This is a genomic window from Rhodococcus sp. WS3 (genome assembly GCF_003797085.1).
Classification (GTDB): domain Bacteria; phylum Actinomycetota; class Actinomycetes; order Mycobacteriales; family Mycobacteriaceae; genus Rhodococcus_F; species Rhodococcus_F globerula.
Genome location: NZ_RKMA01000007.1, coordinates 1 through 12,201 on the forward strand (window position 1 = coordinate 1; position 12,201 = coordinate 12,201).

Genomic DNA, 12,201 nt, shown 5'->3' on the forward strand with positions numbered 1-12,201 from the left:
TTCGTACAACCTCGTGTCACTCGCTGTGAAGCGGGAGTCGGTGTCCGTGTCGCTCTGACTTGGAATAAGTTACGCGACTGCCGAAGCCTTTAACAAATCGCCTGGTCAGGGCGAATGCTTTTGCCATTTCCGCAGCTAGAGCCCGTCATATCACCGTCAATTCACCGAAATTGCGCAAATGTGACGCCGGACACCGAAGGATGAAGGGCGAACTCACACAATCTCGACCCGTATTCCGGCGTCCTCGAACAATGCGACTTGCCGTGCGTCTACTGCGGAATCGGTGACCAGCACCGCCCCCGGAGGAATCGGGGCCCACGCATGGAATGGCCGTTCCCCGAGCTTGGCGGAGTGCGCAAGTATGTAGACCTCGCCGGCGCGCTCGATCATCATCTCCTTCAATCGCGTCTGGTCGAGCTCTGCTTCACAAATACCCAAGTCAGCGGTCACGGCATCGGCACCGAGAAAGGCCTTGTCAAAGGACACCCGCTGTAGCGATGCCTCAGCGAGTGGCCCGACAAACCCCTGGCTGAGCTGCCTCAATGTCCCGCCGAGGCATTCGACTCGGACACCCTCGGCATCGGCCAGCGCTTCGAGCGCGGTCAAGCCAGCAGCAATCACCGTCAAATTCGTCACATGACGTAAGAACTCGCCCATCGCGCCCACCGTCGTACCGGCATCCAAGAGGACGGTCTCTCCAGGCCGGACCTGCGCTGCAGCCCACTCGGCAATTCCCCGCTTGGCCTCGAACCCCTCCATTGCGCGTTGACGCAAGGAGGATTCCGGATGAGGGTTGAGAGCAATCGCGCCACCGTATGTTCGGGCAATAACCCCCTGCGCGGTCAACTGGCTCAGGTCGCGGCGAATCGTGGACGCGGTCACCCCGAATTGAGCAGACAGATCCTCGACACTGGCCAGACCGCTGGTGCGAGCGAGCCTCGCAATCTCCGATCGCCTCGCCTCCGATTCCCGGATGGCCATCGCTCCCCCTTCGAAACTCCGCGCCTACTTGGAAACGAATGTGCTGGTTGCCAATTCGGCTGCCTGTCGCAGCGCCTCGACCATACTACCGGCCTCGGCTATGCCTTTACCTGCGATATCGAAGGCGGTTCCATGGTCTACCGATGTACGAATGACAGGCAAACCGACGGTGATGTTGACGCCCGCTTCGATTCCGAGAACCTTGACCGGACCGTGCCCCTGATCGTGGTACATCGCGACAATCAAGTCGTAGTCGCCACGGCCGGCCAGGAAGAATGCCGTATCCGCGGGCAGCGGGCCGTGCACATCCATTCCCTCTGCTTTAAGCAGTTCGACGGCCGGAATGATCTTCTGTTCTTCCTCCCCGTAGCCGAAGAGCCCGTTCTCTCCCGCGTGCGGATTGATTCCACACACTCCGATCTTCGGTTCCGGATTTCCCGTCCGCACCAAGGCTTCGTGACCTCGACGAATAGTCCGTTCGACCAGTCCGGGCTCGATCCGAGCAACTGCGTCGAGGAGCCCGATGTGCGTGGTCACGTGGATGACCTTGAGTTTGGGCGTCGACAGCATCATCGACACTTCCTCGGTACCTGTCAGGTGCGCGAGCAGCTCCGTGTGTCCCGGGAAGATATGACCTGCTGCATGTAGGGCCTCCTTGTTCAGGGGCGCTGTGCAGATCGACTGAACTTCACCGCGGACAGCGAGTTCGCTTGCAACACGGATGTACTGATATGCGGCGTCTCCGGCAACGGCTGACAGTTCACCCCACGCCAAGTCCTCTGGCAGTAGGTCAAGGTCGATAACGTTGATCCGTCCGGACGTGAATTCGGCATCCTTGATCTCGTCGATCGCGACCACGTCGACATCGATGCCGAGTACTTCAGCAGCCAGACGTAGGCGTTTTGCGTCGCCGACAACAACTGGGCGGCAACGCTTTCTTGTTTCGTCGTCGAGTAACGCTGGAACGATCACTTCGGGCCCGACGCCGGCCCCGTCCCCCATGGTGACAGCGATCAGCGGCAGTGGTGCGGATTCGATGGGCATTACGTTGACCTCGTTGTCTGAAGGATTTACCGAAAGTGGACTGTGCGGAGTGACGACCGATGCAGGGCGCGAGAGAAACTCCGTGATGGAAAGCAAACTGTGTACATCGCCGAAACTGCCCGGCCGCGTGACTATGTAGCGCCCCGCCGGATCGCGGGAAAGCACTGCACCGTATTCGATTTCGCATACCGGCGACAGGTGTTCGACGCCCAGTCGATCGAGAACGCTGCGTGCGGTTTCGCCGCCGGTGAGGACTAGATCAAGTGGGTGCTCGCGGCCCGCGAGACTCACATCTACGGCCGTGATCAGTTCAGCCAGAGCAGATACCAAGCGGGCAGCCTCAGACGGTACTACTGGCCCACCAACCGAAATGACAACATTTCCGCCATCGAGTGCTTCCAGGATCGTAGACGGCTCAGCCGAATTCGACAGGAGGTCAGCGCTGTTCACGAGTACGTGCCGAACACCGGAATTCCGAAGCAACGCCACCTGCTCAGCTGCGGAGGTGTCCGCCGTCCCCACAACCGTCAAGACGGTTCGCGAAGCACACAGCTGCACAGCAGTATCCGACGATCGTGCTGTTCGACTTCGCGCCACGGCCGCAGTAAGCGCAGCGGTTCCCACCAGCCTGGAACGCGGAACCTTCTGCGCTGCAGTCACAATCATGTCAAGGTCTGCATCCGTTTCTACATCGCAGACGGCAACCGATTCGGAATCGGCGATCTCCTGGAGTATCCGAGGTAGCGCTTCCGACCGTACGACTACCAGCGGTACGTCGGTAGTGAGCACCGAGTCACCGAGCACTTCGGCGATCGAGTGCGGGGGTTGCGTCGCCTCCGCGCGCCACAACGAGGTGGTATGCAACGGAACACCGTCGACAAGTGGCACGCCATCGCGGACCGTCCGTCCCAGCGTGGGGAGTCCGGCGGCAACAATGACCGGCGATCCGTCGCGCGTAAGTTCTGCAACCTCGGCAGCTATGTTGCCCCGGAGTAGAGAGTCGATCTTCTTCACAACAGCGAAGCCCGCGGCCGATTGCAGAACAGTACGGACGTCGCGCGCGGCCTGAGCGGGATCGGAACGACGCGAATGCAGGTCGAAGACGGTCACATCGCTTCCGTCCGGCGTGCCGGGGCGCAGCCTGAGCGATACAGAGCTACTGCGGGCAAGAAATCCAGCGGCCGATTCCGCGGCGCCTGACAGGTCATCTGCGATTACTACCAGTGGTTTCATCGACTACCTCGACCCCCTTTCGGTCTGAATCGAGTATGCACAGTCCCGCAATTGATGCGCGAAGTACGCAAATTAAGTTACGGGACTTGCGCGAAGTGCGCAACAGTGCCATTGTGAGCTGAGTTACAAGCGAGAGTCCGACACGATTGTGCGCAAACAATCCACTCGGAGCGTCGCCCCCACGCTGCCCGTCAGGATCGAAAGGTCACCGATGACCAATTCTCGTTTGCGAACACCACAGCTCTCCCGGCGCTCCTTCTTGCAGTTCACGGGACTGATCGGTGGCGCAACGCTGCTGGGTTCGACGGCCGCATGCGCCGGTCCCACCGGAAAACCGACCCAAGACACGCTCGTACTCGGACTCAACCGTTCGCTGGTCAGTCTCGACAACAAACTCAACCAATTCGACGCCGCGGTCACAGCACAACGAGGCGTCCGGCAGGGACTCACCCGTATCGGCGACACCCTGACCCCACAACTGGTTCTTGCCGATCAGTTCGAGTCGACCGGCCCCACCGAGTGGACAGTTCGACTCCGCGAGGGAATCCGCTACTCCGACGGCACGCCCGTGGTCATCGACGACGTCACGACAGCCATGGAGATGTACCAGCAGGTCAGCGGATCGTTTGTTGCCCCGCAGTTCCCGGAGTGGCCCACCGTGGTGCCGATCGACGACCGCACGTTCATTCTCCGAACAAAATCCCCGGTGCCGGTGCTCGACTCACTCATGTCGAATATCTTGATCACGCCGGCGGCCGCAAACGAACCGAATGAATTGCAGAGCGGAGTCGGTTCCGGCCCGTTCGTCGTCAGCGAATCGAACCGTGGCACCGGCGATTACACGCTGGTCGCCAACGACAACTACTGGGGCCCAGCCCCCGGTGTTCGCCGAGTCCAAGTTCGCTTCATCCCCGAAGAGGCCGGCCGAGTGGTTGCGCTGCGGAGCGGTGAGGTCGACGTCATCGACTCGATCAGCCCGGACTCCGCAGAACAACTCGCAGACCTCCCTGGCGTCCAGGTCGATACCGTGCCGAGCACTCGCATCAACCAACTGTTCTTCAACTTCCGAAAGCCCGCCGATCACCCACTGTCCAATCCGCGCGTCCGCGAGGCACTGACCTACGCCATCGACGGCGAGTCGCTCGCCCGTGACGTGCTGATCGGATCGGCGGTCCCGGCCACCGGTCCTGCACCGTCGACATTGGACGGAGCCGTGAAAACCGGCACTTACCAATATGATCCACAAAGAGCGCGGCAAATGCTCGCCGCCGAGGGTGCCGATGACCTGGAACTCACCTTCATCTGGGAAACCGGAGAATTCACCAACGACGTATCGGTGATGGAATCGGTACTCGAGATGATGAAAGCAGTGGGTGTTCGCGTCAAACTGCAGCAGTTCGAGCCCGGTGGTGACATCTCGTCGTGGCGTCAGGGCAAGACCGGGGACTGGGATGTGCTGGGCAACGGTTACGGCAACCAGACTGGACTTGCACTGACCACGCTGCAGGGCATGTATGCGGGAACCGCCGAGAAGGAAGCAACCCGCGACACCTATCACGGGTACGTGTTCCCCGAGATCACCGCCAAGATCCAAGCCGCATCGAGCGAACCGGATCCGTCGCAGCGTGCCGCTCTTCTCGACGCCGCGCAGCAGGACATCTGGAACACCTGGCCCTGCCTGTGGAGTTTTGTCCCCAACGCACTGCTCGCGAAACGCACACGCGTTCAGAATGTTTCACTGACCCCGATCAACTCCTACGACCTCGGCGCCGTCCGATTGGAGGCCTGAGGCGATGACTCTCACTGCTCCGACACCGCAAACCGCACGCGAAATTTCCCCGCGTCGTCGCACAAAGATGAACCCGACACTCAAATACGTGCTCAAACGCTTGGCACAGAGCGCACTGACGATCTTCCTCACGCTCACAACAGTGTTCGTCCTCATCCGCATGGCGCCGGGCGATCCTGCCTATGCTTTGGCCGGGCCGCTGGCGAGTACAGAAGATCTCGCTAAGATCCGCGCTGACATGGGCTTGGACAAGTCCGTGTTCTCCCAGTACTTGATCTACCTGTGGGATCTCCTTCACCTGAATCTCGGCACGTCGTACTCGTTCCAGGCGCCGGCCATGGACGTTGTCCTCGGCAGACTTCCGTACACCATCACCCTGGCCGTCAGTTCTATTCTGCTGACCGCCGTGCTCTCGATTCCGTTGGGCGTGTGGATGGCCCGTCACGCGGACACGCGACGCGAACTCGGCGCGAACGTCGTGGCCGTCGGCGGACAGTCCATGCCGGAGTTCTGGAGCGGCCTGATGCTGGTGACGATCTTCGCGGTCTTGATTCCCGTGCTCCCGGCTGCCGGATTCACCACGTGGCCGTCGTTGATCCTGCCCACCGTCACTATCGCGATCCTCCAGATCGCGTTGATCTCCCGGATGGTTCGACGCGAAATGGTCTCGGCCTTCGCCTCTCCGTACATCACCGTCGCTCGATCACGCGGAGTATCGGAACGCGAACTCACCTGGCGATACGCCATGCGTAATTCGGCGATTCCCATCGTCACCGCACTGGGCACCAGATTTGCCGGCATGCTCAACGGCGTCGTAGTCGTCGAGGTCGTCTTCGCCTGGCCTGGTGTCGGCTCACTGGTGGTGCGCGCGCTCGAGACACGCGACTACCCACTGATCCAAGCGACCGTACTCGTCACCGCCGTCCTGGCGGTACTCGTACAACTCGCAGTGGACCTCCTCTATCCCCTCCTTGACCCACGGGTACGCCTCGGAAAGGGCGCCAACTGATGACCACAGTCTTGGAACCTCCCACAACACCGCGCCCCAGCGCAGTCACCGAGGCTGATTTCGCTCGCGCCGGAGCCACACGTCGTAAGCGAGACAGCCGCGTCAAGATCTGGGCCGGCTCGATCTGCGCGCTCCTGGTGATTCTTCCCGTCGCGCTCGCCGGCCTGCTGCCACTGGCAGATCCGAATCAAACCAACCTGAGCCAGCGACGGTTGCCTCCGCTCAGCGAGGGCCACCTGTTCGGCACCGACCAGCTTGGACGCGACCTACTCTCGCGAATCCTGCACGGCGGGCAAGTGTCTCTGACAATCGGCATTCTCGCCGTCGTCGTGTCCGGCATCATCGGCGTCGTCGCAGGTTCTGCCGCAGGCTACTTCGGCGGTTGGGTCGACACGGTCATCTCACGCTTGCTCGAGGCACAGCTGTCCCTTCCTCTGTTGATGATGCTTCTTCTTGTCGTCGCGCTGTTCGGTCCGTCCATTCCCGTGATCACGTTTGTCATCGCAATCGCGCAGTGGCCCGAAGTCGCCCGACTGACCCGTTCCTTGGTGCTCGTCGAACGCGAAAAGCCCTATGTAGCAGCAGCCAGAGTCCTGGGCCTGACCCGCATGGCCATCCTCGTCCGCCACGTAATCCCGAACATCGTCAAGCAGGCGTCGCTTGTCGTGCTGTTGCTCCTCGCCCAGGCCGTCCTTCTGGAAAGCTCGTTGAGCTACCTCGGCGCGGGACCACAACGTCCGTTCGCGACATGGGGCCGAATCATCGCCGACGGTCAGGACTACATCACCACCTCATGGTGGATCGTGACGCTGACAGGCCTGATGATCGTGCTGCTGGTGGTCGGAGTGAACCTACTCGGCGACGGCCTGCGCGATCGGCCGACAGGATCGAAACGACTGGGCGCAAGCCTGTTCGGGCGTGGCAGCGCCCAGAAAGCGAAGGCGTGAGACATGGGAAATCTACTTCGGGTCGACGACCTCCAGATCGAACTTGTCACTGCCAATGGCGTAATCCGAGCCGTCGACGGCGTGTCCTTCTGCATCGATGCCGGTGAAACAGTCACCATCATCGGTGAATCCGGCTCGGGCAAGTCGACGACAGCTATGGGAATCCTAGGGCTGCTTCCGGACGATCTTGCCGTCCTCTCCGGGAAGGCCGCGTTCAAGGGCCAGGACATTCTCGGAAACACGAAGATCTTGAACGACATTCGTGGACGACACATCGCCCTCATTCCCCAGGATCCGATGACGGCTCTGAGTCCCGTCCACACCATCGGCAGTCAGCTTCGAGAAGCCGTGCGCCACAGCGGCGTGACTGCCAAGAAACAGCAAATCGAGCGGGCAGTGGAACTGCTCGAACAGGTGCGCATTCCGTATCCGGATCAGCAACTCGACAAGTACCCACATCAGCTGTCGGGTGGAATGTTGCAGCGTGTCCTGATCGCCGGCGCACTTGCCGCCGGCCCCGAACTGATCGTTGCCGACGAACCCACCAGCGCATTGGACGTCACCGTGCAGGCCGGGATTCTGGACCTACTGCTCGAGTTGCAGGAGCGCACCGGAATCGGAATGCTGGTCATCACCCATGACCTCGGAGTTGCCCGACTCGTATCCGATCGCATCTACGTGATGAAGGACGGACGTTTTGTCGAGACCGGCAGCGCCGACGTCCTCGTCGACGCACCGCAAAGCGCCTACACACAAAAGCTTCTCGACGCCATACCGCATCTGGGGCCTTGGGACGGCGACCCCGCCACCGATACGCGTTCAACCCAGATCGGAGCCACGGTATGAGCACACACAACAGTCCCTTGCTTGCCGTCGAAGACCTCGTTGTCGAATATCCGGTTCCCGACGGGGTATTCCGAGCCGTGGATGCTGTGAGCTTCTCGGTGGAGAAGGGTAAGACCCTTGCCATCGTCGGCGAATCCGGATGTGGCAAGTCGACGATCGCTCGATCTATCGTCCGACTCCTCACGCCGACCAGTGGACGCATTCTCGTCGACGGCACCGACATCGCGCAGATGTCGGAGAAGTCGCTGCGCCCCTTCCGCTCCCGCGTCCAGATGGTCTTCCAAGATCCGTACGGATCGCTGGACCCCCATCTGACTGCCGAGGACATCATCGGAGAACCCCTACGACTCAAGGGAGTCCGAAGCAAGGCGGAACGCGCGAGGGCCGCAGCCGAGCTCGTCGACCGCGTGGGATTACCCAGCTCTGCCTTGCACAGACGTCCGGCGGAGTTCTCCGGTGGGCAACGTCAACGCATCGGCATAGCCCGCGCACTTGCCAGCGGACCCGAGATCCTGGTGTGTGACGAGGCCACCAGCGCTCTCGACGTTTCGGTGCAAGCACAGGTACTCGAACTCCTACGTGAAATCCAAGCCGATACCGGTCTGACGTACGTTTTCATCTCACACAACTTGGGCGTCGTCCGAGAAATCAGCGAGACCGTAGTCGTGATGTCGAAGGGAACCATCGTCGAAACCGGTTCCACAGAAACAGTTCTCGCCAGCCCACGCGAGCCGTACACCCGAGCACTACGAAGCGCTGCCCTCGATCCCACCACCATGGTCGGGATCAAACCACGGCACGTGGTCGCAGCCCTGTCCAAGAACTTGCTAGCCAAGCAGACCGAATCACGAGGAGTTGCCTGATGACCGCCCCACTCGAGCTTCCGAAACTGGTGCTGGGCACCATGACATTCGGAGACACCGTCGACATTTCGGGTGCGGGTTCGATGCTCGACGCAGCACTGAACGCCGGCATCACACACATCGACACCGCCAACGGATATGCGGGCGGTGAGTCCGAGCGCATGCTGTCGAAACTCCTCCATGGCCGACGCGATTCCGTCACTCTGGCCACCAAGGCGGGAATGCCGCACCCCGATGCCGGTGACAACAGCCCACTCTCGGCGCAGGGACTCCGGGCAAGCATCGAAGGAAGCCTGCGCAGGCTCGACACCGACTATGTCGACCTGTTCTATCTCCATCAGCCGGATCGAGCGGTATCGCTTAGCGAAACACTTACGACCGTCGCCGAACTGGTTGCGGAAGGAAAGATACGCGCTCTCGGTGTTTCCAACTTCGCAGCCTGGCAAATAAGCGAAATCAACTACACCGCAGACACAGTGGGTGCGCCGCGACCGATCGTCGCACAACAGCTCTACAACTTGCTCGCACGTCGGATCGAAGAAGAATACGCAGAATTCGCGAACGTGACCGGGCTGACCACCATGGTCTACAACCCGCTCGGCGGTGGACTACTCACCGGGCGTCATACTTTCGAGGAAAACCCCGCCGACGGCCGATTCGGCGACTCCCGCCTCGCGTCGATGTACAAGGAGCGGTACTGGAACACACAGATTTTCGACGCCATCGCGCAACTGTCGACAATCGCCGAACAAGCCGGGATCGCTATGACCGAACTTGCTCTTCGCTGGCTCGTCAGTAAGCCGGCAACCGGCCCGATACTCCTGGGAGGATCGAAGGTCACGCACCTGGAATCCAATATCGCGGCACTCCAGCGCGGCGCACTCGACAATACGATCGTCGAAGAATGCGATCTGGTCGGGGCCGCACTGCGCGGCCCCATGCCCAACTACAACCGCTGAAAAACACCCGCCAACACCAAGAGAGACCCCGCTATGTCTGCACAGGAATTCGCCGCACGTATCCGCGGACGCGAACGCATCCTCGGTTACTGGTCCGTCATCGACAGCCCGATCTCGACCGAATGGATCGCACACGTCGGCTGGGACTACATCGCACTCGACATGCAGCACGGTCTGATCGGTTACTCGGGAATGGTCGCCGGGCTCACCGCCATCGACTCGTCGCCGTCCACCGTCGGCATGGTCCGAGTCGAAGCCAACAATCCAACTCCCATCGGGCGAGCTCTCGACGCCGGCGCTGTGGGCGTCATAGTTCCACTGATCAACAACGCCGAAGAAGCCGCGGCTGCAGTCGCTGCCGCCAAGTACCCGCCATTCGGCGTTCGCTCCTACGGACCGATGCGCTCGCAACTCCGGGTCGGACCTATCCCCGCCGACGCGAACCGCGACACAGTTGTCTTCGCGATGATCGAGACACCACAAGGCCTGGCGAACGTCGAAGAAATCTGCGCAGTGCCCGGATTGGACGGCGTCTACGTCGGCCCGTCCGATCTACGAATTGCCGTCGGCGGCAAGCATTCCAACGATCCGGATGTGTCCGAGGAATTCGAAGCTGCGCTCACTCGGGTCCGCGAAGCCGCTGCCGCGGCCGGTGTTGCCGCCGGAATCCACACCCCAGCCGGGCAGATAGCAGCGCAGCGTCTCGGAGAGGGCTACACCTTCGCGACGGTTGCCTCCGACCTCACCCACCTGGCAAACGTCTCGGCTCAACACTTGGAAGCCGCTAAATCCTGATCCAGGTACAGAAATGGCGATGCACCCGTACTAGGAGGTACGGGTGCATCGCCATTTCATCCGACTAACGCTGAATTGCCTTGATCTCGAGGAACTCTTCGAGCCCGAACGTGCCTGCTTCACGTCCGATGCCCGACTGTTTGTAGCCACCGAACGGAGCATTCGTGTTGAAAGCTCCGCCGTTCACTTCTACCTGACCCGCCCGCAACTGCCGTGCGACGCGATCCGCCCGATCGGGATCACCCGACCAGACACCGCCGGCCAGACCGTACTCGGTACCGTTGGCGATCCGAACTGCGTCGGCTTCGTCCTTGTATCCCATGATCGAGAGGACCGGCCCGAAAATCTCCTCGCGCGCAATCGTCATGTCCTCGGTGACATTGGAGAACACCGTCGGCCCGACAAAATATCCACTGGCCAAACCTGTTTCGCGGCCATCGACTACAGCTGTGGCGCCCTCAGCCACTCCCTTCTCGATGTACCCTCGAACGCGTCCGAGCTGATTCGCGTTCACCAACGGCCCAAGCACGGAAGTGGGCTGCGTCGGATCTCCCACAGGGAAATGCGCGGCGACCGCGGCAGCGATTGCAGCGGCCTCATCCACCTTCTCCGCCGGAACCAACATACGAGTCAGCGCTGAACACGTCTGGCCCGAGTTTATGAAGCACTTTGCGACGCCATCCGTGACGGCCTTTTCGAGGTCTGCGTCATCGAGAATCACGTTTGCGGACTTACCACCCAATTCGAGTGAGACCCTCTTGATAGTGTCTGCTGCCACGATGGCAACGCGCTTGCCCGCACGCGTAGAACCTGTGAACGAGACCATGTCCACCTCGGGATGGCCGGCGATTGCCTCACCGACAACCGGTCCGTAGCCACTCACGAGGTTGAATACACCTGCAGGCAAACCGATTTCATCAAAAATATCGGCAAGCGCATACGTGATCAGAGGCGCAACTTCGGTTGGCTTGAGAACAACGGTGCAGCCGGCTGCCAATGCGCCGCCAACCTTCAGGACCACCTGATGCAAGGGGAAGTTCCAGGGCGTGATCGCGCCGACAACGCCGGCCGGCTCACGGACGATCAACGAGTTGCCAACCTCATGAGCGTCGAAGTCGTAGGTTCGTGCGAGTTCCGCGAACGCGTTCAGGTTCGCGAGCGGCATACCGATCTGTACAGGCTTCGCGAACCCCAGCGGCATACCCATGTCCGCAGACACCAACGCAGCGAGTTCGTCGGTTCGCTCGGCGATCAGCGCCGCAGCTTTGGACAGGTACTCTGCGCGCTGAGCACCGGTCAACGCCGACCACTCGGGAAAAGCTTTTCGTGCCGCAACCGCTGCGGCGTCAACGTCGTCTGCAGTACCTTCTGCGACCTGAGCGATTACTTCCTCAGTTGCGGGATTCAGCACGTCGATACGGCCGCTACCTGCCGATTCGATCCAGGATCCGTCGACATAAATTTTGGTGCGGTCGAGAATATCGGTCATCGAAGCCTCCAAAGTCATCACTCATGCGTTGGTGAGGGCCCGCGCTCTCCGCGCCGGGAACCTCCTCCGAGCCTAACCACGCATGGCACGTTCCGTGGCAGGTTCATTGCCATGGCGGACTGCGACTGGTGAAACTTGTGACCGATACAGGTTTTTGGGGTGAAACGAGAAAAGCCCCCCAACAATGTTGGGGGGCTTTCTCAAGTTGTGTTCGGCGGTGTCCTACTCTCCCACACCCTGTCGAGT

At 60.9% G+C, this 12,201-nt stretch carries 10 protein-coding genes; 7 read left to right on the forward strand and 3 right to left on the reverse strand.

All coding sequences use genetic code 11. The features are described 5' to 3' along the window. Nucleotides 1-213: 213 nt before the first annotated feature. A complete protein-coding gene (locus tag EEB13_RS31190; protein WP_045071550.1) occupies nucleotides 214-981 on the reverse strand; it encodes a DeoR/GlpR family DNA-binding transcription regulator in 768 nt (255 codons plus the stop codon). 24 nt (nucleotides 982-1,005) lie between these two features. Next, nucleotides 1,006-3,258 (reverse strand): 4-hydroxythreonine-4-phosphate dehydrogenase PdxA, encoded by a 2,253-nt coding sequence (pdxA, locus tag EEB13_RS31195; protein WP_141487025.1) that lies wholly within the window; start codon nucleotides 3,256-3,258, stop codon nucleotides 1,006-1,008. 211 nt (nucleotides 3,259-3,469) lie between these two features. Here pdxA and EEB13_RS31205 point away from each other — a divergent pair, with 211 nt between their 5' ends. The 7 genes from EEB13_RS31205 to EEB13_RS31235 are packed head-to-tail and all read left to right on the forward strand — an operon-like array spanning nucleotide 3,470 to nucleotide 10,466. After that, nucleotides 3,470-5,047 carry an ABC transporter substrate-binding protein gene (locus tag EEB13_RS31205; RefSeq protein WP_045071545.1) on the forward strand — a complete coding sequence of 526 codons (1,578 nt, stop codon included), beginning with the start codon at nucleotides 3,470-3,472 and terminating at the stop codon, nucleotides 5,045-5,047. A gap of 4 nt (nucleotides 5,048-5,051) precedes the next feature. Next, nucleotides 5,052-6,056, forward strand: coding sequence for an ABC transporter permease (locus EEB13_RS31210; RefSeq protein ID WP_172937825.1), 1,005 nt, complete (start codon nucleotides 5,052-5,054; stop codon nucleotides 6,054-6,056). After that, the gene (locus EEB13_RS31215; protein WP_045071542.1) at nucleotides 6,056-7,003 is read left to right on the forward strand and encodes an ABC transporter permease; all 948 of its coding nucleotides are present in this window, start codon (nucleotides 6,056-6,058) and stop codon (nucleotides 7,001-7,003) included. Before EEB13_RS31210 ends, EEB13_RS31215 begins: the two co-directional genes overlap by 1 nt. Before the next feature lie 3 nt (nucleotides 7,004-7,006). Continuing rightward, the gene (locus tag EEB13_RS31220; RefSeq protein ID WP_095888117.1) at nucleotides 7,007-7,849 is read left to right on the forward strand and encodes an ABC transporter ATP-binding protein; all 843 of its coding nucleotides are present in this window, start codon (nucleotides 7,007-7,009) and stop codon (nucleotides 7,847-7,849) included. Further along, nucleotides 7,846-8,712: an ATP-binding cassette domain-containing protein gene (locus EEB13_RS31225; protein ID WP_095888116.1), complete on the forward strand. Its 867-nt coding sequence runs from the start codon at nucleotides 7,846-7,848 to the stop codon at nucleotides 8,710-8,712. The genes EEB13_RS31220 and EEB13_RS31225 overlap by 4 nt, the downstream gene beginning before the upstream one ends. Then, nucleotides 8,712-9,671 (forward strand): aldo/keto reductase, encoded by a 960-nt coding sequence (locus EEB13_RS31230; RefSeq protein ID WP_045071541.1) that lies wholly within the window; start codon nucleotides 8,712-8,714, stop codon nucleotides 9,669-9,671. Before EEB13_RS31225 ends, EEB13_RS31230 begins: the two co-directional genes overlap by 1 nt. A 33-nt stretch (nucleotides 9,672-9,704) precedes the next feature. Next, a complete protein-coding gene (locus EEB13_RS31235; RefSeq protein WP_045071539.1) occupies nucleotides 9,705-10,466 on the forward strand; it encodes an HpcH/HpaI aldolase family protein in 762 nt (253 codons plus the stop codon). 64 nt (nucleotides 10,467-10,530) lie between these two features. Here EEB13_RS31235 and EEB13_RS31240 read toward each other — a convergent pair whose 3' ends face one another. Beyond that, the gene (locus EEB13_RS31240; RefSeq protein WP_045071553.1) at nucleotides 10,531-11,955 is read right to left on the reverse strand and encodes an aldehyde dehydrogenase family protein; all 1,425 of its coding nucleotides are present in this window, start codon (nucleotides 11,953-11,955) and stop codon (nucleotides 10,531-10,533) included. Nucleotides 11,956-12,201 lie beyond the last annotated feature (246 nt).

Excerpts from the sequence above, each read along its gene's own strand:
- EEB13_RS31225 (WP_095888116.1), top strand. The coding sequence starts at position 7,846 with ATGAGCACACACAACAGTCCCTTGCTTGCCGTCGAAGACCTCGTTGTC.
- EEB13_RS31215 (WP_045071542.1), top strand. The coding sequence starts at position 6,056 with ATGACCACAGTCTTGGAACCTCCCACAACACCGCGCCCCAGCGCAGTC.
- EEB13_RS31210 (WP_172937825.1), top strand. The coding sequence starts at position 5,052 with ATGACTCTCACTGCTCCGACACCGCAAACCGCACGCGAAATTTCCCCG.
- EEB13_RS31230 (WP_045071541.1), top strand. The coding sequence starts at position 8,712 with ATGACCGCCCCACTCGAGCTTCCGAAACTGGTGCTGGGCACCATGACA.
- pdxA (WP_141487025.1), bottom strand. The coding sequence starts at position 3,258 with ATGAAACCACTGGTAGTAATCGCAGATGACCTGTCAGGCGCCGCGGAA.
- EEB13_RS31190 (WP_045071550.1), bottom strand. The coding sequence starts at position 981 with ATGGCCATCCGGGAATCGGAGGCGAGGCGATCGGAGATTGCGAGGCTC.
- EEB13_RS31205 (WP_045071545.1), top strand. The coding sequence starts at position 3,470 with ATGACCAATTCTCGTTTGCGAACACCACAGCTCTCCCGGCGCTCCTTC.
- EEB13_RS31240 (WP_045071553.1), bottom strand. The coding sequence starts at position 11,955 with ATGACCGATATTCTCGACCGCACCAAAATTTATGTCGACGGATCCTGG.
- EEB13_RS31220 (WP_095888117.1), top strand. The coding sequence starts at position 7,007 with ATGGGAAATCTACTTCGGGTCGACGACCTCCAGATCGAACTTGTCACT.
- EEB13_RS31235 (WP_045071539.1), top strand. The coding sequence starts at position 9,705 with ATGTCTGCACAGGAATTCGCCGCACGTATCCGCGGACGCGAACGCATC.